Consider the following 21,079-nt stretch of genomic DNA (forward strand, 5'->3'; position numbering starts at 1 on the left):
TAGGAAACTGTAATAGATCCACACCGCTTCCCTACGCCAGTATGAACTGGATCAGGTTCAAAGGGTCGAAAGCATAACTTTCTCTCAGCTTAAAATAAGCACCCCTAGCGAAATGACAATATTGAGTTAACACAATCCTACTCATACATAAACAAGAATGTCAATATTTTTTAGAGTTGTCGGTTTCAAAAAGTTTAATCCTCTTTAAATACGGGGAAATAATAACTAACACACGATTACAACATAAAAAACATAGAAATTAAACAATTGTAACAAAAAGATGTAACCCAGAAATAGAAATTACAAATCATTAACATTTTTTCCATAAGGTGGTGAAAAAAAGGTACTTTAGAAGCAATAAAGAAATTTTTTCTGAATTTTCAAACAAAATGGTTGTCATTAGGCATCTTGCTCAGTATACTAGTAGAAACCTAGAAACATAAAAGGTTAATTGGATAGGGAGATAATATAAGGAGGGAAACAGGATGAAAGACAAAAACGCTTCTTTTAACAAGAACCAAAATGAGATGGTGCAATACAAACAACAAAAAAGAGACCCATTTGCCTTCAGCCTTATTGCCCAAATGGTACTAGATGAGGCCCTTCACAATTATTACAAAGAGTATTACGAAAGAGAAATCGACATTGCCTTGGATACAAAAGATAAAGAACGATTTATGAGATTAAGCGCAGAGTACAAAGCGTTTCTCAGTTAGTGCTTTTAGGCGGCACAGTCCTTAAAAAGGTGCCGTAAAAGCCAAAACACCCTTTCAGCCAACGGAGGAATCATCCGTGCTGCAGAGGGTGTTTCTGACGTCCCCGCTACTGACAAGTTAAAACGTCTTTTTAAGTCAAAGTTGTCGGTGATTCCGGCTTTTTCTTTTGCTCTTTTTTCCGCTTTAACCACCACACATAAATCACAATGGCTACGATCACCCAGATTGGCGCGAGGCCCAATAAACTCACTACAACAAAAGATATAGCAGACATTAAGAAGTTCATCGTATCCATAAAAAGGACCTTCGTTTTTGCCCATGTATTTAAGCCTTCTGTTTGAAGTTCTTCTGCCTTTAAACGTTTTACTCCAAATTGAATCGTAATTGTAGAATAGTCACTTTGGTTTTTTAAAAAGTTCAAACGTCCTTCTACCTGTTCAATGTCTTCCTGCACTGTAGATAAGTCTTCAGATATGTTTAACAAATCTTCTGTTTTTTGTGCATTCTTCATAAAAGTTTCTAGCCGCTCTCTTACTTGTTGTTTGGCTTTTAAACGTGAAGATAAATCTACGTATTCTTCTGTAACATCTTCCCCGCGAATATTTTCCTGTGGAGTACCTTTACTTAAGGTTCTAATATCAGCTAAGAAAGGGCGAAAACTTTTCATAGGAACACGAACAACCATCATACCAGTTTGATAATCTTTCTCTCCTGTACTGGTATTCGATTCAACCAGATATCCGCCCAAAGTCTCTACTTTTTTCCGAACGGATTCCATCGAAGTTTGTAATGTATCCACTGTAATCTCTATATCAGCGTGATAGATCACTTTTCTTTCGTTCTTCATTTGTAACTCTTCTTTGCCTTTTTCTGATTCAGCACTCTGACTTTCTTCTGTAGAGGTGTCCATTTTTTCTTCTGACTTGCTGCCACTATCTCGGTCTACAGCTTTATCACTTTTTGAACTGCTGTCACTGCTGCATGCACTTAATAAAAGCACAACAATAAATACCCATAATTTCCATCTCTTCCACATAACGTAATTCCCCCTTTTTTCGCTTAGACGTTTTTTATAAGTAAAAGGTTTCAGTTCCTAAAAAAAACCAACCTATTGAATGATTTTTTCTGCGACATTTTTATGATAAAATAGTGTCTGATGATTTGTAGTTTGAAAAAAAACCGATTTATGCTAGTATGTACAGGATAAGTAAGTGGTTTACTGGAGGAATAGCATGTCAATGATAGGAAGAAATGATCCGTGCTATTGTGGCAGCGGAAAAAAATATAAAAAATGTTGCTTACATAAAGAAGAGCAAACACGTGAAGTATCCTTTCATCAAGAAGGACTCATCAAATATGCCCTAGAGAACTATCAACAGGATTTAGCTGCACGTACTTCTAAGTATGTGAAAAAGCACCCGGTTGCTAAAGAGCAAGAACAAACATACGCAAACATTGCGGTTTGTTGGGAGATTTTCTGCTCAGAGATTAAGGATAATAAGACGCCTGTTCAACTTTATGTAGAAAAAGTGAAGGATTCTGTTAAACCAGAAGTAGCGGAAATTCTAGCTGGCTGGACAAAAGCTGCACCATCGCTTTATAAAGTTTTAGAGCAAAAAACTGGATTCATCTTTACCGTACAGGATATTTGGACTGAAGCCGTGTATGATGTAACGATCAATGCTGCTGAAAAGCCAAAAACTGAAAGTGCTTTACTTGGAACACTCGTTTCAAACGGAATCAACCATGAGTTTTATGTTGGATACGTAGAGATGCCGATGACTGAACTTCCGCCGTTAAAAGCAGCGATAGAAAAGATCAAGCCTCAACAAGATCCGAAAGAAACGTTCAAGAACGAATTCCCTGCTGTTCTTCAGCTCGCTTTGATTGATATTAGTGCTGGTGTTCCTCAATCTCAACCAGAGAAGAAGGCAACAGACACTACTTCTACTAAAGTAGAAAAAGCAGCAGAAGCAACAGATTTAAAAGACGAAAAATACAATGCTGTAACTGAACTTGTTAAAGCGAATGCCGAGACAGAAGTTGTAGAAGAAGCAGAAAAGCTTTGGAGTGAGTACGTAACAGAAAGCAAACCTGCAATTCGTAAAGAAGAAATTTACGCGGCTGCCCTTGACTATCTCGTGTCAAAAGATATTAGAGGAATCGCTTCTACTCAAGCAGAAACAGCTAAAAAATATGGTGTTTCACCTGCTAGTCTATCCTCACGATATCGTGAGATGAAAGAATTATTAAGCGTATAAACGTTTTTTCCACTAACCCGCCTGCTGCCTCAGGTGGGTTTTCTATATAAAAAACAAGACCCTCTCTAAAAGGAGTCTTGTCTATGATTACGCTCTAGCCAATAATATACGGGAAGTCCCGCAATTGTTATAAAAATTGCTGTAAAACAATCCAGAGGATCATTGATTATCGTTAAGACTACAATATACAAAGAGCCTAGGATCGCAAAAATAACAAATAGATACGTCCATCTGGAAAAGACTATTGTCACTTTGACATATACATAAATAGAATGTCACTCCTATGAAAAAAAGACAGTTAATCCAGTTTTTTAAAACGTGTTTCTACAGATTGATACAGTTTATAGTTCCTTTCTTCGTAATAACTGTTTGTTTATAAAAGCTTTTTCAATAAGACGATTGAGCTGGCGTTCAAGCTCCTTTTTTTCTTTTACATTTGATTCTTTCCTTATCTTCTTCTTCAGTTCACGAATCATAAGCTTTTCTTCTGATGAAAAATGAGAAGAATGCAGCATCATGTTCACCTCATTTCGAAATTGATTCTCTGAACCACCCTCTGTCTTAAGGATAAGATAATCTGACCACTAGAACATTTGATGTGTCATATAATCTGACACTATTTTATAGGTATTTGCCTTTTTTTAAAAAACACCAAATCTAAGCTTGAGTTCAACTTACTAGGATTAAAGAATGGATCAATAGAAACTGGTGGACCTCTCGTGTTTTTATCTTCAGAAGTCGGAGAGTCTCGCCCTAAAGATGAACGAATGATAAAAAGACCTCCACACCCGAGGTCTTTTTATTGTTTAAGGAAATTATTCTGTTTTTGAAGCTGGCCGCTTATGGCTAAAATCTGAATGAGCAATAACGACAGAAACTCCTTGTTGTTCAATGGCTGACAGATGATCTCTCGATGCATCATCATCTGTAATAACAACATCTACATTCGTAACAGGACCCACTTTTGCAAAAGCGTTAACTCCTATTTTGTAATGAGGAAATACACCAATGACTTTTCGAGAGACTTTTCCAACAGCACTCATAAAAGCAGCTACTTCTGGTGTTGCCGTACTTATTCCTCTTTCAGAGATACCACCACCTGTAGCAAATGAAACATCAAAAGAATACTGACTGATGAGATTGGTTACTAAAGCGTCTGTCATATTACCTGATCTCTTTACTTTTCCACCGACCACATAAAGATCGATGTTTTCTTTCTCGCGAAGTGCATCTGCTGTTACGAGTGAGTTGGTCACAACCGTTAAACGGTACTGAGGCAAGTTCTTTACAATTTCATGATGCATGCCTCCTCCACTTAGAAAAATGGTATCGTTCTCTTTGATGTACTTTACAGCTTCCTTCGCAATGGCTCTCTCATACTTGGATCCTTCTCCAAAACGAACTTCGTTTGATGAAGGTCTTTTGTTTACTTCTGTTACAGGAATCGCACCACCATGAGTTCGTTTAAGCAGCCCGTTATCCTCGAGAGATGATAAGTCTCGGCGGATAGAATCAATCGAAACTTGGAGGGCATCTGATAATTCTTTTGCAAGTACTCTTCCTTCGTTCTTAAGCACTTCTAAAATCTTTTCCCTTCTTTCTTCAGAAAACATAATTATCTCCTCCGTTACCTCTTATTTCCACGTGGTACACTAATCATATGCTGTTTCATGCTAGTTCGTCAATCATTTTTTGCATGTTTTTTCCTGTTTTAAAATAAAAAAAGCTAAAACAAGCATAACTGTAGCTTGTTTTAGCCAGAATTTGTAGGTGAATAGATTTTCTAAAGAAAAGTATTCGAGTTTGTACTTCTGACAAATACAAATTCGTAAAATTTGTATTTGTCAGGGGTCAGACCCCTAGTCTTCCCTAGTCTTCAACTTTAATCAAGAAGAGGCGCTCGTGGAAACGGCCGTGTTTTCGAGCCTTTTCCTGCCTGATCTCATCCAGTTCTCTGAGCGTAAGTTCATGCACCTTCGTTAACGCTATTAAGATTTCAAACAGCTCTGCCAGCTCTTCTGCTGCATGTATCTCACTTTTGGCTTCACGATACTCTTTTACACCTTCGGCAAGCTTTTTCTTAAGTTCACTTTCGAACTCTTGATTTCCAAGAATTCGAAAAGTTCCCTTCTTCCCCGCCTGTTCGAGCAGTTCTGGTATCTTGTCTCTCACTAATTTATTGTAATACGCCATTGGCTTTTTTCCCTTCCAGCAATTTCACAGCACCTCAAAAAAAACATTCTTATATAAAACGATATGCATCAAGTTAGTTTTTTAGCAGAAACAACTCCTAAAAATATGATGGCGATCAAACCAAATACCGGATATAAGTAATGAAGAAGTTCAGAATAGCCTACTTGACTTAACAAGTAACTCCCTGTCATCAAAGCGATCAAAATGACTTGATTGGATAATCTAACATTCCTTTGCAACGCTCCTGCAAGCCCAAAGAGATTTCCGATAAGTGTTGAGAAGATCTCACCGTAGATGACGAAGACAAAAATATAATGGACCACTACACCAAGACCGCCAACTATTTCAGCGATTGGAATCTCATAACTCATCACACGTGGAACAGAATAGAGCACATACTGGCTATTTAATAGAATAAAAGTCAATCCTAGCCCTCCTAAAAAACCGCCCCATTTGATAACGGATTCATCTTTAGCTTCTCTTGATAGTGGAACAAGAACGGCTTGCGCCAAAGTTAAATTAAACGCTGCATAAGCAAACGGACTTACGATCCATCTCCAATCACCAACAAAGTCACGTTCGACAATTAACTGCCTTCCTGCAGAAGGATCGAACATCGATACCGACAATACAATAGAAAAGAGTATCATGATGGGTACGATCAAGGAGTTTGTCCAAAGAATTCCCTCTATCCCTTTTTTCATAACGAAATAGGTTACGAGTAACGTTAATAGGATTCCTAATTGAAGAGGAAGATGCAGCTGTTCCCAAAACAAGGCTCCAGCTCCTGATAACATCACTCCAGTTACTCCGAAGAGCATGATCAACATTAATACGTTGACGATTCTTGATGCAATCCCTCCAAACAAATATTGATTCATCTCATCAAATGAGGTTGCACCTAGCCGCTTTGCCATAATCATAAGTTTTGTACCAATCACGATAAAAAGAAAACCACTGATCAGGATTCCCACAAAACCAGCTGTTCCGTATCTAGTAAAAAATTCAACAATTTCTCTTCCGGTAGCGAATCCAGCACCTACAACAGTGCCGATGTAAGTGGCGGCTATCTGCAATATTTGTTTCAATCGACTACTCATGCCCTCACCTCCATGGCCATATCTTTTACAAACATATGCATGGACAAGGATTTTAGAAGAAAAAGAAAAAGCAGCAAGATTTCTCTTGCTGCGATAGATTAATTATTAAATATGTATGGCTTCACTGTATCCTTCGGTAATGACCCTATTCTTTCCTTGCCTTTTTGCGACGTACAAGCTATTATCGGCACCCTCAAAGAATGCTTGTTTATGCATGCCTCTTCTGTACGTTTGTAACCCCGTACTGATCGTTATGTGTTCTTCCTTCACTTCCGGGTGTTCTAACCTCTGTATGACCAATCGTACCTTCTCTAATAACGTAAATGCTTCTTCTTCACTTATATCATTTAAGATCACTACAAACTCTTCTCCTCCGTATCGTGCGACGAAATCATCTGTAGTCACATTATCTTTTATAGCCTTCGCGATTCGTTTTAAAACGATATCACCAATACCATGACCATAAGTATCATTAATTTTCTTAAAATTGTCTATGTCCATTACCGCTAGATGAACCGGATAATGGTACGTTTCGGCTTGAAGCAACAGCACATCCATATATTCATAAAAGGCCATGTGATTATACAAACCTGTTAATGCATCTGTTTTCACTTGCTTCTCCATTATTGTTGATTTAACCATTAAATCTTGATGATCTGCCTGCGCTTTGTTAAGTTCTTTTACCATCTCATACCCTCTACTCATGATTCCAATACAGATCGCTGTTGAGGTTAAGAGAATGCAGATCATGGAGATCTGATCCATCAGATCATTCATCGTCTTTAAGACCGGATGGAAAGTTGAAAGCAAGAGATAGGTCAGTGTGTTAAGAGCAAAAGACAGCCACACTTTTTTCTTTTTAAAATAAATCGTTGAAATTAACATAGGAAAGAACAGGCTCGTATACAAAACATACATTTCATAATGAACACTGATCAAGATAGCGGAGAACATACTTGCTGTCCAAATAATGATGGTATCAATGTATTTTATTTTCTTTTTAAAACTCCATTCAGCAAAACTCACCATAAAGATTAAAAGGATAGTTGGTAGAACAATGTACATTTCAATAAATTCTTCTAATGGTCTAGATGTAAAACAACTATTAATGACCTCTACACACACTGACACAAAGATGACAACCCAAAATACATTTAATATTTTTCGATTCCAGGCGATGTGATTTAAGTGTGCAGGCAGGTGTTTTTTCCCCAATACATTCACCTCATCTACACGTATCAAAAATCATTATAACATTTTTTCCCTTCTTCCCATTTGATTTCTTAATTATTTCTTTATCATGGCTCTTTTTATAAATGATGGAACACATATAAAATGTAAAACGCACAGCAAGATGACCTGCTGTGCGCCTATTCTCAATGTTTATTTTTTTATTTTCACACGTTTCTTTTTTGGGAGTTTATCAAGCAACCAGCCTCTGCCTACTTCACAAAAACGAATGGGCATCTCAAGTGTCGCAAGAATCTTATCCTTACCATGGATAGTTAATAATCCTGTCTCATCGTTCACTTGATCAACAACTGCATTTTCAGTCCCTGAGAGCGGGAACGCCCATTTGTTGTTACCAGAGTCTTTGATTTTAATCATTCTTCCGTCACAAGTTACTTTGTGGCAATGTGGAGGCAAGCCTAACGTAATTTTATTCATTGCATTTCTTTCCTCCCTTTCCGGATTTGTTTCATTGTAACAGATATAGTGCATGTCTGACTCTTTATTTTTTAAATTTTTTGACTATTTAACACATTTGAAATAAAGCTTCTAAAAATTAGGGGACAAGTAGTAGGTAATCGCCAAAACGAGTTATCTCGGACAATCATATACTATAGAAATTGTAGTTTTTTAAGGGGGAAAAAGAAGTGGAAAAATGGTCCATGCTATACAATATGACTGTCGTATCATTAGGAGCAGTGGCTAGCTTCTTATTTGGTACACCCGGGATGTTGTTTAAGACGCTTATCTTATTTGTGATATTAGACTATTTAACAGGTATGGCAGCTTCAGCTTACGAAGGTAGATTGAACAGCAAAGAAGGTTTTAGAGGGATACTTAAAAAAATGATTATATTCGCGATCGTCGCAGCGGCGCATTCTCTCGACCAATTGCTCGGTGGTAATTACATTCATTCCGCTACTATCTTTTTTTATTTATCTAATGAATTGTTATCAATCATTGAGAATGCAGGAAGAATGAACGTTCCCATTCCTGAGTTCATAAAAAATGCCGTTTCTCTGTTAAGACAGAAAAACGACAATCAGAATAAGTAATCTTTAATTCGAATAAAATTGTGAGATCTTTTTTGCGATCGCTTGCGCATCGATCTGGTATTCACCAGCATCAATGCGTTTTTTAATATCTAATAATTTTTGTTCCCTTATATTTAATTGAGCATTTTCATGCAGCACTTTTGCTTCGTTAGATATGTATAATTCGTCTTTAGCAAATGATGGCGGCTTTACAGAAGGCTGCTGATACACTTTATTCACATCATATTTTCTCTGAACGGGTTGTTGTCCATCAATTCTCATGATTTCACCTCTTCTGTATATTGAAATGTGCCTAGCCATTTCCATTGATCATCATAATCCAAGTTGTCCAACAGTCTGAAGAACAATTCTTGTCCTGATGTATCCCATTTTACTTCAAACTCATTTCCGTTCTCTTTATCCTTACAAAAAGAATGAATCCACTGTGAAGTAAACAAGTAAGGCGTAAACTGTTCAAAGTCTAATAGATGTTTCTCTAACCATTGAATGACATCATCATGTGTAAGTTTATGCATCATTAGAATCGTCCTTTGTTTGTGGTCGTCTTAACCTGTATCTATACGTTTCGGCGACTTTCTCTTTTTTGAGGGTATACGAAGCAATTTTTTTTAATGTTCGCTCGTTATACGATCTTGGTATAGTGAAATTTACCCGCTATATCTACATGTATAAACCTCTTTCCTTTCTACGAAACAAACGAAAGGTCTATAATAAGAAGTAACGAAATACATAACAGAAGGTGTTTACATGAAATTAACGTTTTCTTCTCTTCAATGGATGGTGTTCATCCTTGCTGGTAGTTTAGTAGCTCCCATCGCTATCGGTGATGCGTTTGGAATGACACAAGCAGAAACGGCCGATCTATTACAGCGGTCATTTCTAATCATTGGTGTGTCTGCGATCTTGCAAGCATTGTTCGGTCATAAGCTTCCGATCAATGAAGGACCTGCTGGTTTATGGTGGGGTGTTTTTACCGTATATGCAGGAATTGTAGCTTCTGGGGCACTAACCGTTGCTGATGGGCTACAGCAACTTACAGCTGGAATGCTGATCAGTGGCGTTCTTTTTTTACTGCTCGGCATGTTTCGCATCATAAGTTCAGTAAGAGCTCTCTTTACGCCTTTAGTGACCGGCACGTACTTGATCCTTCTCGTCTCACAATTGAGCGGTTCTTTTATTAAAGGTATGCTCGGTATTGGCTATCTACAGGAAGGTGCAGATAGCAAAGTTGCTCTCACATCACTCTTCATCTTAGTTTTGTCCATCGTGCTTGGCAAATCCCGTGTGAAATGGTTAAGAAGCTATTCCATCTTGATCTCTTTGTTGCTAGGTTGGGGACTTTTTAAACTCTTTAATTTAACAAAAGAAACGATGCATAGTCATACAACTTTTGCTTTTCCAGAAATGCTAGCTTGGGGAATGCCAGAACTATCTTCCGGAACGATCATAACTTCCCTATTTGTAGGGATGCTCTTACTTACTAATATGGTAGCTAGTATTAACGTCGTTGAAAAAGCCTATGAAACTGAAAAAAAAGATTACGAGCCTATTAATTACAATCGTTCATCCATTATGATGGGGATAAACACATGGATAGCAGGTCTATTTTCAGCGGTTGCAAGTGTACCGATCTCAGGTGCCGCTGGGTTCATCTTAACGACAAAAATGTTCAGCAAACTAGCATTCATCATTGGTAACGCTCTTATTATCTTGATTAGTTTTCTTCCACCACTTACTTTTTTCTTTGCAGGTATTCCTGCTCCGGTAGGATATGCAACGATATTTCTTCCTTTTTCAAGTATGATCGGTCTAGCATTCAAAGAATATAAATCAGAGTTGAAATCGGAAAATAATCTCTTTATTATTAGTACATCCTTAATGGTTGGATTCGGAAGTCTCTTTATTCCTGCTGCCGCATTAAAAGAATGGCCAAATATTATTGTAACTCTTTTAAGTAATGGACTGATCATGGGTATGCTCACATGTATGATTCTTGAACAGTTTTATAAGCGTAGAAATTCACACGTTAATGTCGAGAAAGAAGGCTAAAGTGTGTAACACAGAAGGGCTCCCTCAATGTAGGGAGCCCTTCTATTCGAATCATCATAAATTTTTTTGTGAGATCGGTATTTCTGAATGAAATTTTACGATCGCTTCCGCTAATTCTTTTCCATGATCAAACATCATTAAATGTGTCGAACTTGGAATAACGACGGTCTGACTGTAAGGTAATCCTTTCTTTGCCAAATCAATAAACTTTAAAGATTTTTGAAAATGATCTTCTTTTTCAGCAGGTAGAAATAAGACAGGTGATCGAACCTTTTTATACCAAGTTAAGAAATCAATATAATAGATTTCGGAAATGATCTTCATCATCGTTTCACCGGTAGTAATGCTACCTACTTTTCCGTTTTCTTTCAAACGCGGTTCATAGTCAGCGATATAATTTGCTCGTTCCTTGTTCCATGGTAACCATTGCTCTTGATAAATCTGTTGATATTCTTCTACAGACTCGTAATCGGGATCTAATTGTCCTTCAAATTTAGCGAGATGCTCTTCTAAAGTCTCATCATAAAGACCGTGCTCACCAGAATCATTTATGATCGCACCATCAATATTAGCAAGTGACAAAACTCTATCCTGCCTCATCGCTGTAAAATATAACCCAACCATACAACCGTATGAGCTTCCTACGAGATGAGCTTTTTTAATCCCAAAGTGGTTCATGACACACTCTAAATCATTCGCCGTGTCTTCGAATGTATACCCGAAATCGGGTTGATCAGATTTTCCATGTCCACGTAGGTCATAGGCTACTATTCTATAATGATCTTTGAGAAAGGGAATGACGGGATGCCAAGCTTTAGCTATTCCATTAAGGTAATGAATTAATATCAACGAATCTCCAGAACCTCCATAATCATAACCCGAAAGCTCAGTGCCATCATGAGAACGTATCTTGTGTTCTTCAAACAGAATCTCCATTTACTTTACCTCCTCTTTTATACGCTTTTGAAGATTTGGTTTTGTACGAGCGTTGATCTCGTTCAATTTATTTTTAATATCACCTTCTATGTCTCTTTGAAAGAACGTAGCAAATTTGAAGAGATAGGCGATACTATCAGCAATTTCTTTTCCAATGTCTTCAGCAACTTCTTCCTTAGCGAGTTGAAATGCCCTTTCTCCTTCCACCCCTTCTTCTTTCATATCGTAAGCTCTATTTAACATTCTTCTTAACTCTTCAGCAATCTCTGCTATTTCAGTTGTTAATAGTAAATGATTGAGCAAGAGAGATTCGGTGCTTTTTTCAGCACTTTCTTGACTGATCTCCCAACCTTTTTGCAATTGAAATTCCTCTAACTCTTTATGTATTCTTTTCATATCTGACAATCCTCCCATTCTACACCTATCCCTCTACATACTTCTCCACAATTTTACATATCCCTTTTTATAATCTAAAATGAAAGGATATAAAGTTACCATAATATGGAGGTTTGATGATGGAACATAAAACGGCAGATCGACCAAATTGGAAAAGAGTAACAGACAAACATTTTGAAGTCACGCATAAGGTAACTTCTTGTTTCAAAGGGAATGTTACAGTCATTCATTTAAAGCAAGTATCTGAACCGTTAGTTGTTACCTATAAACAACATGAGGTATGTATCGCCGATTCCGGTTATACGTGGATGCAACATTTTCCTGAGGGAGAAAAATACACGATCACAACGGTACTCGATCATACAGGCAACGTAGTTCAATTTTACATTGATATGTGTAACGACCATGGCGTGGATGAAAATGGAGTTCCTTGGTTTGATGACCTCTATTTAGATATTGTTATTCTTCCAGACAAAGAGCTCTTTCTTCTAGATGACAATGAGTTGATGGAAGCTTTCAAAAAAGGAGATATTAATAAAGATCAAATGAATCTTGCTCATGAAACAGCAAAGAAAATCATTTCGATGCATAAACAAGGAAAGTTCGAACAACTTGAAACATGCATGGAGCACGCTGCAGAATGGACGCAAGAAAAAAGGTTCTCAGATAAACGATAGATTCTAAAAAAACCAGAGGGACATTCCCCTCTGGTTTCATCTATTTATTAACATTCTTATTCTTTTCTAAAAAACGCAAAGCATCTTCTACTTCATCTAAAACTTGTGATCCGATGATTCCTTCTTCCTCATCTAAAAAAGTAACTTGGAAATAACCACTTTCACCCTGAGGAACATATCTCATTCTCACAAGTTCAGGCTGTTGATCTTCTTCTCTCCAAAACTCTAATTCTTGTTCAGGATTATTCATCAATTGTTCGATTTGATCACTATTCATCTGTAAGACACCTCTAGATTACTCTCAGTTTAAATTTATTTATATACATTTTTACCCTAAATAAAACCCTCTAAACCATTAGCAACATCCGACATTTCCTGGGGAATATTGTCTATGTCTGCTATTGCATGTATGAAGAAATACTTCCCCACCGTGACAAAGCTTCATCTGTACTTATTATTTCTGCAAATTCTTGATGAAGATGAGCAAGAGCAGACTCATGTACATCTTGAGCCGAAAACACGGTTCCATTATAAGATTTGATTTTAAATGCAGCAGTAGCATCATGAACTAATGATACACTAAAACCATAATTAGCCGCCATTCTTGTAGTTGTAGAGACACAATGGTTCGTCGTTAGACCAATAATCACAATGTGTTTAATCATCTCTTTTTCTAACGTTTCCTTAAGATTGGTTCCGATAAAAGCACTATTAACATTCTTAATAAACAAAGGTTCATCTGTCTTAGGTTCAAATCCTGTTTTCAACTGATAACCTAATTTTGAAGGGTGCAATGGTGAGTTCTCGTTTTCTGATTGGTGCTGCACATGAAAGATCGGTAAACCAACCTCTCGAAATGCAACAAGTAATAGAAACATATTCTCTTCAGCATTTCCATTATTTCGTTCTCCCCAGAAATTAGTATCATCAAATCCTTTTTGGACATCAATAATAAGCAAACATGCTTTTTTCACATTACGATCTCCTTGTATTCAGAATGTAAATCTTAATCATTACATAACTTTTTCGCTTTGAATTTAATTTTTCCTTCCGTACTATTTCAGATTAACCTTTCATATTTTGGAAGTAACTTAGACAAGTTACATGAATAGGGGGAGCAGTTTTGAACGAGATCATGATATTGAGTATTCATTTTGTTATGCTTGGTATCAGCTTAGCTATTCCAATCGGCCCTATTAAACTTGAGATGATTAAACACGGATTATATGGGGGATTTTGGCCATCTTGGCTCGTTGGGCTTGGGGCAGTTTGTGCAGATTTTTTGTTTATGTCTTTTATATTTCTAGGACTTTCACCTTTTTTACAAGAGAAATGGATAACAATCTGCATGCTGCTAATCGGCATAGTTTTACTAAGTTACTTAGGAATATCAACCATAAAAAATACAGTTGCACCCTTACCGTTATTAATAGAGAAAGATATTGAACAGAAAAGACCTTTTTGGACAGGTTTTGTCATCGCTCTTATGAACCCCTATAATTTTATGTTCTGGTTCGGAGTTTATGGTGGTTCACTTCAAAGCTTGCCTTCTGCAACAAGTGAACTCATAAGAATAGGGTTAAGTCTTTGTATAATTGCAGGAATTGTCCTGTGGAACCTAAATGTAGCCTTTACCGTTCATTTTTTTCGTTCGCTGATCAATGAGTTAACAATAAGGTGGCTAACCAGATTAGCTGGAATCGGTCTGATCTGTTTTTCTAGTTTCCTTGCTTATCGATTATATTCGTTAATTTAATAAACAAAGGCGCTGCATGAAAATCGCAGCGCCTTCTGTTTTACTTATCATATTTTTCTCGATTGGATTCCTTCTCTTCTTCCCTATCTAACTCTTCTTCATATTCCTCATGGTTTCTGTTCGGGACAACTTTTCTCTCATTTCCTGTAATGTCAGTTGCAACAAAACTTTCATAGTCTTCTACAAAGCCGTCATCATCATCCGAATCTTCATACATCTCGTTATAGTCTCTCTTATCAGGATCAGTAAAGTCAGACGGAGTTTCACTCGTCCCATACTTGGCAACGGACTGCCATGTATCTTCTCCATCAAAAAAATTCGCATCCTTATTGTCATTGCTTCTGGTCTTATAATCTGGACCAATTACCTCTTCTTCGATCGGACGATCATCAGATGAATGTTGTGCAGGGCTATGCTCTTTACAATACAATGTAAAAGGAACAACTTCTAAGCGTTCTTTCAGAATGTCCTCGCCGCACGTTTTACAAACTCCATATTCACCTTTATCAATACTTTTTAAAGCTGTTTCAATATCTTCTAGCTCTTTTTCATGTAAATCGTTTAAAGCAATATCTTTTTCTTTTTCAAATAGTTCTGTGCCAAGATCACCCGGATGATTATCATAATTAGATAGTTCACCCGTTGATTCTTTCGGAAATTCTGAATCATTACCAAAAGAGTCGTTTCTTTCTCTCATTCCTTTTATCTCTTCTTTTCGTGATAATAAGATTTGTTTAAAATGGTCCATTTCTTGTGTAGATAATGCCATGATTCAATCTCCCTTCCTACTTCGATATACCATTTCATACCCTTTATTCCGAATAATTATCCATCCTGTGTATTTTGCACCATAATCATACATGCTATACTTAACAACAATTCGTTAGCACTTCCGATTTTCAAATCTCTCCATTTCTCTTTTTCTATTTCTAACCTATAAATCGAAATACCTATTTTTTAGCAAAAAATGTTCTAAAGTGTTGAAAAATTGCTTTTTTTCCAACTTTTTGTAAGGTATGCTAATAATATCTTCTAAAAAGTAATAGTAAGAAAGGCGGGGGAACTTGAAAATCTATGAGAATTTTGAAAAACGGTTATTAAGAAATTATGTTATTGGTTCAACCGCTGCTGTTTTAGGAGTAGGAGGGGTTTTTGTTTTTACTACACTCCGCTTATCAACGTTGGAATTTTCGATATTGTGTGGTATTCTTCTCACTTCTTGCTTCGTTATGTTTTCACTTGAATATGTGTTTTTTCGTATGCATACGGCAGTATTTAAGAATTACTTTTCCAAACAAAAACCTACCATTCAACTTGCTGAAAAAACGTATTTTCACGCACATCACTTTCCGATCAGAACGGTAAAACGAATTCTTGGTCCGCACCTGTTAGGACTATCCATACCAGCACTATCTTTGACAGCTATAGCGATCTCACTAGATTATTTATCACTTCCCTACTATTACATGTATCTTGCATCACTTGGGGCGATCTTAGTTGCAGGGATGCATGCCATTATTGAGTTCTTTTTAACGACGAAAGCCGTTCAGCCTGTGCTTCGTTCCATCCAAGAACGAACACTGAAAGACCACGGAAAAATACTTTCTTTAGCAACCTCAAAACATATATCTATTCAACGAAAGATTCAGTGGAGTACTTTATTTATTGGAACGTTTCCACTTCTTTTGTTCGCACTTGCAAATCAAGTGCGTTTATACCATTTATCAGCGCCTGTAAATGGATCGTATTGGAGCTGGGCTTTCTTCATCTTATTAATCGGGATTTCTTTTGCGATCTATGGAGCATATTTGTTGTTTAAAGATATTCAACAGCCTATGAACGAGCTTCAAGCAGGCATGTATGAAGTACGTACCGGTAATTCAAACGCAAAAGTCAATGATTTGTATTCAGATGAATTTTCTAAACTCATAAAAGGTTTTAACCATATGGCGCAAGCGATACAATCTCGAGAGCATGAAAATAAACAGCTGCTCGAAAGTTTTTTTGCGACGATGGCCGCTACCCTAGATGCACGTGATCCTTATACAGCTGGACATAGCTTACGAGTTGCCGATTATGCGATGAAGATTGGTCAAATGGCGGGATTGCCGTTTCAACAATTGGTCCAACTTCGAAAAGCAGCACTTTTGCACGACATTGGAAAGATTGGAATCCCTGATGTTGTTTTACTAAAAGAGGCCAAATTAACTTCAGAGGAGTTTGAACAAATTAAAAAGCATCCAGTTATAGGAGCAGACATCCTTGCGCAAGTGCAGCCTTTTGATGCTATGCAACCGCTGCTTCCAGGTGTTCGTTATCATCATGAACGTTATGATGGTAAGGGCTACCCTGAACAACTGGCTGGAGAAAATATCCCTATTTTCGGAAGGATCATCGCAGTTGCCGATGCGTACGATGCGATGACCTCTGATAGACCTTACCGAAAAGGAATGACTCACGAAAAAGCATTGGCGATATTAGAAGAAGGAAAAGGTACACAATGGGATCCATATTTAGCACAACTTTTCATTGAAGAGATGTCATTAAAATCTATTTCTTGAACCAGGAGGTCATTTTTGAATACATACGATCATTTTCCAGTTATTGAAACAGATAGGCTTAGATTAAGGCCTGTAATTGAATCAGATGTAAAAGAAATATATGAAGCGTTCTCTGATGCTGATGCATTACAATTTTATGGAATGGAGCCTTTAAAGACGGAAGAAGAGGCTTATGAGCTCATTCAAGCATTTAAAAAAGGCTTCTCCGCAGGAAGCTCCATACGTTGGGGAATCATTTTAAAAGAACAAGATAAGCTAATCGGAACGTGTGGATTTCACAATTGGAGTAAATCAGATCGAAGAACAGAGCTAGGCTATGAACTAAAACGTGCTCATTGGTATAACGGATTCATGACTGAAGCGCTGCGAGCCATTCTTCATTATGGATTTAACGGGATGGAATTTAACCGAATAGCAGCTGTGATTCGACCAGAAAACAAGTCTTCCCGTTCATTAGTAACTAAGCTTGGGTTTCATGAAGAAGCATTATTACGCGAACATCAAAGAGTTGGTGATCATTATTATGATATGTATATCTATTCCCTACTAAAAAAGAATGCCGATCTATACGAACAAGAAGCTAAGAGCATCTAGCTTCTTGTTTTTTATTTTATTCATAATATGTTTCAAACTAACTTACTAGAGGAATGAAAAGGGAAAAGGAGGTATTTGAGAATGGAACAAAAAGGAACGTTTTATGTAACCGCTAAAGGTGATTTGGAGCCTCTTCCTACTGACGATCACCTTCATTATTTTGAGATTCAAGCGTCTTATGATGAAAAGCAACAATTAGAGCATCTATTTGCCCAAATGCACGCTAACAATAAACAAGAAGGCTTGGATATTTTTTCACCGAAAAGACATTTTTCTGAATCACACGCTGAATATCATCGAGGAAAAGACAGCAAATTGGTTTACGAACTATTCAGATATCTCTACCTATTAGGAACCGAAAAGACGAAGCGCGAAATCGAAGAGATGAAGGTTCTACCTGAATTGTATGAGGCAAGCCATGACACAATTGAAAAAGTAAAATAGCACCGGAATTCTTCTCCGGTGCCTTTTTCTTTCGTTTATTCCCACTCGATCGTCCCGTCTCCTTTGACCCATAATCTTACCATGCCTAGATCATCCAACGCATGCTTGATCGTATTCGCTTTTTCTCGATAACTGGGGGTGTCTGGATGAGCGAGCACAAGGGTTTTAGCAGGGTTCTTTTCATGACTTTTTAGTAGATTCACAAGTTGCATGGAAAAATCATCTTGTTTCTGATAAGCAGTCAGTTCTGACACATTTCCTTGAGCTGCGATCAGAAGAGTATGATATTCATTCGTTGCCATCAGATCTATACCATCTGCCTTCATGCTATCTCCCGTTTCATAACCTTCACGTAATAAATAGGCTTCCACTGCTTTGATCACTTCATCTTTGTTCAGAATAAATGCTTCATTAATATATGGATGGTCATGCAAAGCCAAACTCATCACTCCTTCTCATCTATAACAGCATTCGCAACACTTTCCTATTAATAGAGGGGTACTTAATTGTCGTATACCCCGATTTTTCAGTCAAAAAACCGTCTATTAAGGAAATTCTTAAAGAAGAAACTTATTTCCCCTTTCTACGTATTTCCTTTAAGATAGAAATAAGAAACTAGAGTTGGGGGATTCATTTATGGCTCAAAAAGCTGAAAAACAAAACCAATCCCGTATATGGACCATCATTGCGGGCATCGGTTTGTTTTTACTAAGTAAGTTAAAGTGGGTATTCAGCCTGCTGAAATTAGGAAAATTCGCTACACTCATCTCCATGTTTATATCCCTTGGAGCATACGCGGCTTTTTATGGCTGGAAATTCGCTGTAGCCATCGTTTATTTAATTTTTGTGCATGAGATGGGCCATTTAGTTGCTGCTAAACAAAAAGGGATTAAAACATCTCCGGCGATTTTTATCCCTTTTATGGGTGCAGCAATTGGTATGAAAGAGATGCCTAAAAATGCTAAAGATGAAGCCTATATTGCTTACGCAGGGCCGTTATTCGGTTTATTGTCTTTCTTACCTGCTGTGTTTTTGTATGAAACGACTAAAGAACCATTTTGGGGCTTGGTCATCTTCTTAGGAGCGATGATCAATCTATTTAACTTGTTTCCTGTCTCACCACTCGATGGTGGAAGAATCGTTGGAGTTCTATCTACCAAGATCTGGTTCATCGGTTTATTGCTAGTGATCCCGTATTTGTTCATCTCACCAGACCCAATTATTTTCTTAATCTTTATCTTTGGTATCTTGACTTGGTGGAAACGAGTTCGTGAAGACTTTGAACAAAACAAACTAAAAGAAACACTTACGTTATTTCAATCCGAACAAGACAAACTCACAGTGATCAATCAAGAGATGGATGAGTATAAGGACATGCCGAACTTTGGTTATATCATCGGTACGTACTTAGAAGATGTGCGCGTTGCTAAAGATAGACTGAAACGCAATATGCCAACTGGGTATTCGTTCCCCGTTCTTCAGGATAAGAAGAAGATTCGTAAACATCGTACATTAGTGGAGATCGAAATTTTAAACAATCGTGAACGTTTCTTACAAACACTCTTAAAAGAATATGAGAGCAATCAACGTCAGAGAGAGTATATTCATAACATGTATCAAGAAGCTGATCCACAAGAGATGGCAACCATACCAGAGCTTCCAAACTTTAGCCACAGCAACCTATTTGAAGCATATGAACAAAGTTTGTTAGCTGAAAAAGCTAAAACGGAAAAACAATTTGAACAAACGAAAAACTATTACGTATCAAACACAAAAACAAAAGTCATCGTATTGATCATGTATCTGCTATTAGCAGGAGTGTTATCCGCATTTGTTGTTTATGGAAATCAACTTATGGATGCAAACCGCTTCTTAATCAGCTAGATTACTTTGCACCTCTTATATAGAGGTGTTTTTTTATACCCTTCTTTTTACCTGCACGATTTTATTTATAGTACATTGGCTTTAGATATCCAAAACATACAGAGGGCTTTTCGACTTATCTTTCTGATAGATAAAAGGAATGTCTAACCCATAACACGAATGGTGTAGAAAAAGAGAAAAAGGAGCGAAGATCACGATGCAAAAATTTCTTAAAGTCCTATTTTCACTCGCTGTTATTTTTGGTATATTTTCAAACACAGCTTCAGCTGAAAAAGGAACATCAGCCCAAGATATTGTAGGAAGTGACATGTATGTGAATGTTGCTGCAGCCACCCTTTGGGTAGGACCAGATGCAGCAAGACCTGTAGATCAGGCATCCGTTTCCCAACCTGTTGACTTACGAAGCTGGACAACAAGTATGACCTATGAAGAAAAGCTTTGGTTAGTTGGTGAACTTGAAACACAAGCATTATACGGTCAAAAAGTACATATTTTAGAGCAACAAGATGATTGGGTAAAAGTAGCGGTATACGGCCAGCCTACTCCGAGAAACGAGCTCGGCTATCCAGGATGGATGCCCCTTGCACAATTAACCTATTCTGACCATTTCAAAAAATCCGAAGGAAAACATTTTGCATTGATTACGAGTCCTACGGCGTGGCTTTCTAAAGGACCATTCGGACACAAAAAAGATCTTGAAATAAGCTATAACACAAAGTTACCTGTCATTAAAAAATTATCAAAAACAATTGCTGTTCTAACACCTGAAGGAAAAGTGCGCTGGCTTGATGCCAAAGACGCAAAAGTATACAAAAGTGAACGTGACATTCCTGTACCAACTGGAGAAGCTCTTGTAGAAGAAGCTAAGAAATTTCTCGGTCTTCCCTATTTATGGGCTGGTGCATCAGGATTTGGATTTGATTGCTCTGGATTTACTCACACCCTTCATAAAGCAAACGGCATTACCATTCCACGAGACTCTGGACCACAGTCTAAAGAAGGGCTGACCGTTGATAAAGATCAACTACAGCCTGGTGATTTAATGTTCTTTGCTTATAATGAAGGAAAAGGACGCGTTCATCATGTTGCCATGTACGCAGGAAACGGTATGATGATTCACTCTCCAAACACTGCTTCTACTGTAAGACTCGACCCGATCTCAACACCTGCATATGCAGTAGAGTTCTCAGGCGCAAGACGATATATTCCACAACCATAACAAAAGGC

At 37.4% G+C, this 21,079-nt stretch carries 25 protein-coding genes, 1 pseudogene and 1 riboswitch; of the genes and pseudogenes, 11 read left to right on the plus strand and 15 right to left on the minus strand.

Going from position 1 to position 21,079, the window contains the following annotated elements:
* Window positions 1–11 precede the first annotated feature (11 nt).
* Window positions 12–116: riboswitch (TPP riboswitch) on the minus strand.
* Between the two features lie 369 nt (window positions 117–485).
* Complete coding sequence (locus ACFS5O_RS17595) at window positions 486–716, plus strand: IDEAL domain-containing protein (protein ID WP_233096397.1); 231 nt, start codon at window positions 486–488, stop codon at window positions 714–716.
* Window positions 717–846: 130 nt separating this feature from the next.
* Here ACFS5O_RS17595 and ACFS5O_RS17600 read toward each other — a convergent pair whose 3' ends face one another.
* Window positions 847–1,752 carry a DUF4349 domain-containing protein gene (locus ACFS5O_RS17600; protein ID WP_205725795.1) on the minus strand — a complete coding sequence of 302 codons (906 nt, stop codon included), beginning with the start codon at window positions 1,750–1,752 and terminating at the stop codon, window positions 847–849.
* 196 nt (window positions 1,753–1,948) lie between these two features.
* On the opposite strand from ACFS5O_RS17600, the gene ACFS5O_RS17605 reads away from it, so the two are divergent.
* Complete coding sequence (locus ACFS5O_RS17605) at window positions 1,949–2,977, plus strand: YecA family protein (protein WP_205725794.1); 1,029 nt, start codon at window positions 1,949–1,951, stop codon at window positions 2,975–2,977.
* 341 nt (window positions 2,978–3,318) lie between these two features.
* On the opposite strand, the gene ACFS5O_RS17610 is transcribed toward ACFS5O_RS17605, so the two are convergent.
* The 6 genes from ACFS5O_RS17610 to ACFS5O_RS17635 all read right to left on the minus strand — a co-directional run bounded on the left by ACFS5O_RS17610 (window position 3,319) and on the right by ACFS5O_RS17635 (window position 7,938).
* Complete coding sequence (locus ACFS5O_RS17610) at window positions 3,319–3,495, minus strand: hypothetical protein (RefSeq protein ID WP_205725793.1); 177 nt, start codon at window positions 3,493–3,495, stop codon at window positions 3,319–3,321.
* Between the two features lie 297 nt (window positions 3,496–3,792).
* Complete coding sequence (locus tag ACFS5O_RS17615; RefSeq protein WP_205725792.1) at window positions 3,793–4,590, minus strand: DeoR/GlpR family DNA-binding transcription regulator; 798 nt, start codon at window positions 4,588–4,590, stop codon at window positions 3,793–3,795.
* Window positions 4,591–4,846: 256 nt separating this feature from the next.
* Window positions 4,847–5,170, minus strand: a complete 324-nt coding sequence (locus ACFS5O_RS17620) for a nucleoside triphosphate pyrophosphohydrolase (RefSeq protein ID WP_205725791.1) — start codon at window positions 5,168–5,170, stop codon at window positions 4,847–4,849.
* 68 nt (window positions 5,171–5,238) lie between these two features.
* Window positions 5,239–6,270, minus strand: coding sequence for a YkvI family membrane protein (locus ACFS5O_RS17625; protein ID WP_205725790.1), 1,032 nt, complete (start codon window positions 6,268–6,270; stop codon window positions 5,239–5,241).
* Window positions 6,271–6,375: 105 nt separating this feature from the next.
* Window positions 6,376–7,485 (minus strand): GGDEF domain-containing protein, encoded by a 1,110-nt coding sequence (locus tag ACFS5O_RS17630; RefSeq protein WP_205725789.1) that lies wholly within the window; start codon window positions 7,483–7,485, stop codon window positions 6,376–6,378.
* Between the two features lie 168 nt (window positions 7,486–7,653).
* Window positions 7,654–7,938: a hypothetical protein gene (locus ACFS5O_RS17635; RefSeq protein WP_205725788.1), complete on the minus strand. Its 285-nt coding sequence runs from the start codon at window positions 7,936–7,938 to the stop codon at window positions 7,654–7,656.
* Between the two features lie 209 nt (window positions 7,939–8,147).
* Here ACFS5O_RS17635 and ACFS5O_RS17640 point away from each other — a divergent pair, with 209 nt between their 5' ends.
* Complete coding sequence (locus tag ACFS5O_RS17640; protein ID WP_318300182.1) at window positions 8,148–8,555, plus strand: phage holin family protein; 408 nt, start codon at window positions 8,148–8,150, stop codon at window positions 8,553–8,555.
* Window positions 8,556–8,558: 3 nt separating this feature from the next.
* Here the strand turns inward: ACFS5O_RS17640 and ACFS5O_RS17645 are convergent, their stop codons facing one another.
* The gene (locus ACFS5O_RS17645) at window positions 8,559–8,816 is read right to left on the minus strand and encodes a flagellar biosynthesis anti-sigma factor FlgM (protein WP_066392646.1); all 258 of its coding nucleotides are present in this window, start codon (window positions 8,814–8,816) and stop codon (window positions 8,559–8,561) included.
* The gene (locus ACFS5O_RS17650; RefSeq protein ID WP_205725787.1) at window positions 8,813–9,073 is read right to left on the minus strand and encodes a hypothetical protein; all 261 of its coding nucleotides are present in this window, start codon (window positions 9,071–9,073) and stop codon (window positions 8,813–8,815) included. The genes ACFS5O_RS17645 and ACFS5O_RS17650 overlap by 4 nt, the downstream gene beginning before the upstream one ends.
* Window positions 9,074–9,302: 229 nt before the next feature.
* Here ACFS5O_RS17650 and ACFS5O_RS17655 point away from each other — a divergent pair, with 229 nt between their 5' ends.
* Window positions 9,303–10,604: a purine/pyrimidine permease gene (locus ACFS5O_RS17655; RefSeq protein ID WP_205725786.1), complete on the plus strand. Its 1,302-nt coding sequence runs from the start codon at window positions 9,303–9,305 to the stop codon at window positions 10,602–10,604.
* Window positions 10,605–10,658: 54 nt separating this feature from the next.
* Here the strand turns inward: ACFS5O_RS17655 and ACFS5O_RS17660 are convergent, their stop codons facing one another.
* Together ACFS5O_RS17660 and ACFS5O_RS17665 are read right to left on the minus strand one after the other, a co-directional pair.
* Window positions 10,659–11,540 (minus strand): alpha/beta fold hydrolase, encoded by an 882-nt coding sequence (locus ACFS5O_RS17660; RefSeq protein ID WP_205725785.1) that lies wholly within the window; start codon window positions 11,538–11,540, stop codon window positions 10,659–10,661.
* Window positions 11,541–11,945 carry a hypothetical protein gene (locus tag ACFS5O_RS17665; RefSeq protein WP_205725784.1) on the minus strand — a complete coding sequence of 135 codons (405 nt, stop codon included), beginning with the start codon at window positions 11,943–11,945 and terminating at the stop codon, window positions 11,541–11,543.
* Between the two features lie 107 nt (window positions 11,946–12,052).
* On the opposite strand from ACFS5O_RS17665, the gene ACFS5O_RS17670 reads away from it, so the two are divergent.
* Entirely contained in the window at window positions 12,053–12,613 is a 561-nt protein-coding gene (locus ACFS5O_RS17670) for a ribonuclease FAU-1 family protein (protein ID WP_379839503.1), read from the plus strand.
* 40 nt (window positions 12,614–12,653) lie between these two features.
* Here the strand turns inward: ACFS5O_RS17670 and ACFS5O_RS17675 are convergent, their stop codons facing one another.
* Together ACFS5O_RS17675 and ACFS5O_RS17680 are read right to left on the minus strand one after the other, a co-directional pair.
* Window positions 12,654–12,890, minus strand: a complete 237-nt coding sequence (locus ACFS5O_RS17675; RefSeq protein WP_205725782.1) for a hypothetical protein — start codon at window positions 12,888–12,890, stop codon at window positions 12,654–12,656.
* Window positions 12,891–13,011: 121 nt separating this feature from the next.
* The gene (locus tag ACFS5O_RS17680; RefSeq protein WP_205725781.1) at window positions 13,012–13,587 is read right to left on the minus strand and encodes a cysteine hydrolase family protein; all 576 of its coding nucleotides are present in this window, start codon (window positions 13,585–13,587) and stop codon (window positions 13,012–13,014) included.
* Window positions 13,588–13,736: 149 nt separating this feature from the next.
* Here ACFS5O_RS17680 and ACFS5O_RS17685 point away from each other — a divergent pair, with 149 nt between their 5' ends.
* Window positions 13,737–14,369: a LysE family translocator gene (locus ACFS5O_RS17685; protein WP_205725780.1), complete on the plus strand. Its 633-nt coding sequence runs from the start codon at window positions 13,737–13,739 to the stop codon at window positions 14,367–14,369.
* Window positions 14,370–14,409: 40 nt separating this feature from the next.
* Here the strand turns inward: ACFS5O_RS17685 and ACFS5O_RS17690 are convergent, their stop codons facing one another.
* A complete protein-coding gene (locus ACFS5O_RS17690; RefSeq protein WP_205725779.1) occupies window positions 14,410–15,138 on the minus strand; it encodes a TraR/DksA C4-type zinc finger protein in 729 nt (242 codons plus the stop codon).
* Between the two features lie 295 nt (window positions 15,139–15,433).
* On the opposite strand from ACFS5O_RS17690, the gene ACFS5O_RS17695 reads away from it, so the two are divergent.
* The 3 genes from ACFS5O_RS17695 to ACFS5O_RS17705 all read left to right on the plus strand — a co-directional run bounded on the left by ACFS5O_RS17695 (window position 15,434) and on the right by ACFS5O_RS17705 (window position 17,968).
* Window positions 15,434–16,930 carry an HD domain-containing phosphohydrolase gene (locus tag ACFS5O_RS17695; RefSeq protein WP_205725778.1) on the plus strand — a complete coding sequence of 499 codons (1,497 nt, stop codon included), beginning with the start codon at window positions 15,434–15,436 and terminating at the stop codon, window positions 16,928–16,930.
* Between the two features lie 15 nt (window positions 16,931–16,945).
* Window positions 16,946–17,524, plus strand: a complete 579-nt coding sequence (locus ACFS5O_RS17700; protein WP_205725777.1) for a GNAT family N-acetyltransferase — start codon at window positions 16,946–16,948, stop codon at window positions 17,522–17,524.
* Between the two features lie 81 nt (window positions 17,525–17,605).
* Window positions 17,606–17,968 (plus strand): hypothetical protein, encoded by a 363-nt coding sequence (locus ACFS5O_RS17705; protein WP_205725776.1) that lies wholly within the window; start codon window positions 17,606–17,608, stop codon window positions 17,966–17,968.
* Between the two features lie 35 nt (window positions 17,969–18,003).
* Here the strand turns inward: ACFS5O_RS17705 and ACFS5O_RS17710 are convergent, their stop codons facing one another.
* On the minus strand, window positions 18,004–18,408 hold the full coding sequence (locus tag ACFS5O_RS17710; RefSeq protein WP_205725775.1) for a hypothetical protein: 405 nt from the start codon (window positions 18,406–18,408) through the stop codon (window positions 18,004–18,006).
* Window positions 18,409–18,604: 196 nt separating this feature from the next.
* Here ACFS5O_RS17710 and ACFS5O_RS17715 point away from each other — a divergent pair.
* Window positions 18,605–19,157, plus strand: a pseudogene (locus tag ACFS5O_RS17715) (site-2 protease family protein); the annotation flags it as partial.
* Between the two features lie 891 nt (window positions 19,158–20,048).
* Window positions 20,049–21,071 (plus strand): C40 family peptidase, encoded by a 1,023-nt coding sequence (locus tag ACFS5O_RS17720; RefSeq protein ID WP_205725773.1) that lies wholly within the window; start codon window positions 20,049–20,051, stop codon window positions 21,069–21,071.
* Window positions 21,072–21,079: the final 8 nt, after the last annotated feature.

Source organism: Fictibacillus nanhaiensis, assembly GCF_042686385.1.
Taxonomy (GTDB): domain Bacteria; phylum Bacillota; class Bacilli; order Bacillales; family Fictibacillaceae; genus Fictibacillus; species Fictibacillus nanhaiensis.

Coding starts and splice junctions, on each gene's coding strand:
- ACFS5O_RS17595 (WP_233096397.1), top strand. CDS start 486: ATGAAAGACAAAAACGCTTCTTTTAACAAGAACCAAAATGAGATGGTG.
- ACFS5O_RS17600 (WP_205725795.1), bottom strand. CDS start 1,752: ATGTGGAAGAGATGGAAATTATGGGTATTTATTGTTGTGCTTTTATTA.
- ACFS5O_RS17605 (WP_205725794.1), top strand. CDS start 1,949: ATGTCAATGATAGGAAGAAATGATCCGTGCTATTGTGGCAGCGGAAAA.
- ACFS5O_RS17610 (WP_205725793.1), bottom strand. CDS start 3,495: ATGATGCTGCATTCTTCTCATTTTTCATCAGAAGAAAAGCTTATGATT.
- ACFS5O_RS17615 (WP_205725792.1), bottom strand. CDS start 4,590: ATGTTTTCTGAAGAAAGAAGGGAAAAGATTTTAGAAGTGCTTAAGAAC.
- ACFS5O_RS17620 (WP_205725791.1), bottom strand. CDS start 5,170: ATGGCGTATTACAATAAATTAGTGAGAGACAAGATACCAGAACTGCTC.
- ACFS5O_RS17625 (WP_205725790.1), bottom strand. CDS start 6,270: ATGAGTAGTCGATTGAAACAAATATTGCAGATAGCCGCCACTTACATC.
- ACFS5O_RS17635 (WP_205725788.1), bottom strand. CDS start 7,938: ATGAATAAAATTACGTTAGGCTTGCCTCCACATTGCCACAAAGTAACT.
- ACFS5O_RS17645 (WP_066392646.1), bottom strand. CDS start 8,816: ATGAGAATTGATGGACAACAACCCGTTCAGAGAAAATATGATGTGAAT.
- ACFS5O_RS17650 (WP_205725787.1), bottom strand. CDS start 9,073: ATGATGCATAAACTTACACATGATGATGTCATTCAATGGTTAGAGAAA.
- ACFS5O_RS17655 (WP_205725786.1), top strand. CDS start 9,303: ATGAAATTAACGTTTTCTTCTCTTCAATGGATGGTGTTCATCCTTGCT.
- ACFS5O_RS17660 (WP_205725785.1), bottom strand. CDS start 11,540: ATGGAGATTCTGTTTGAAGAACACAAGATACGTTCTCATGATGGCACT.
- ACFS5O_RS17670 (WP_379839503.1), top strand. CDS start 12,053: ATGATGGAACATAAAACGGCAGATCGACCAAATTGGAAAAGAGTAACA.
- ACFS5O_RS17675 (WP_205725782.1), bottom strand. CDS start 12,890: ATGAATAGTGATCAAATCGAACAATTGATGAATAATCCTGAACAAGAA.
- ACFS5O_RS17690 (WP_205725779.1), bottom strand. CDS start 15,138: ATGGCATTATCTACACAAGAAATGGACCATTTTAAACAAATCTTATTA.
- ACFS5O_RS17705 (WP_205725776.1), top strand. CDS start 17,606: ATGGAACAAAAAGGAACGTTTTATGTAACCGCTAAAGGTGATTTGGAG.
- ACFS5O_RS17720 (WP_205725773.1), top strand. CDS start 20,049: ATGCAAAAATTTCTTAAAGTCCTATTTTCACTCGCTGTTATTTTTGGT.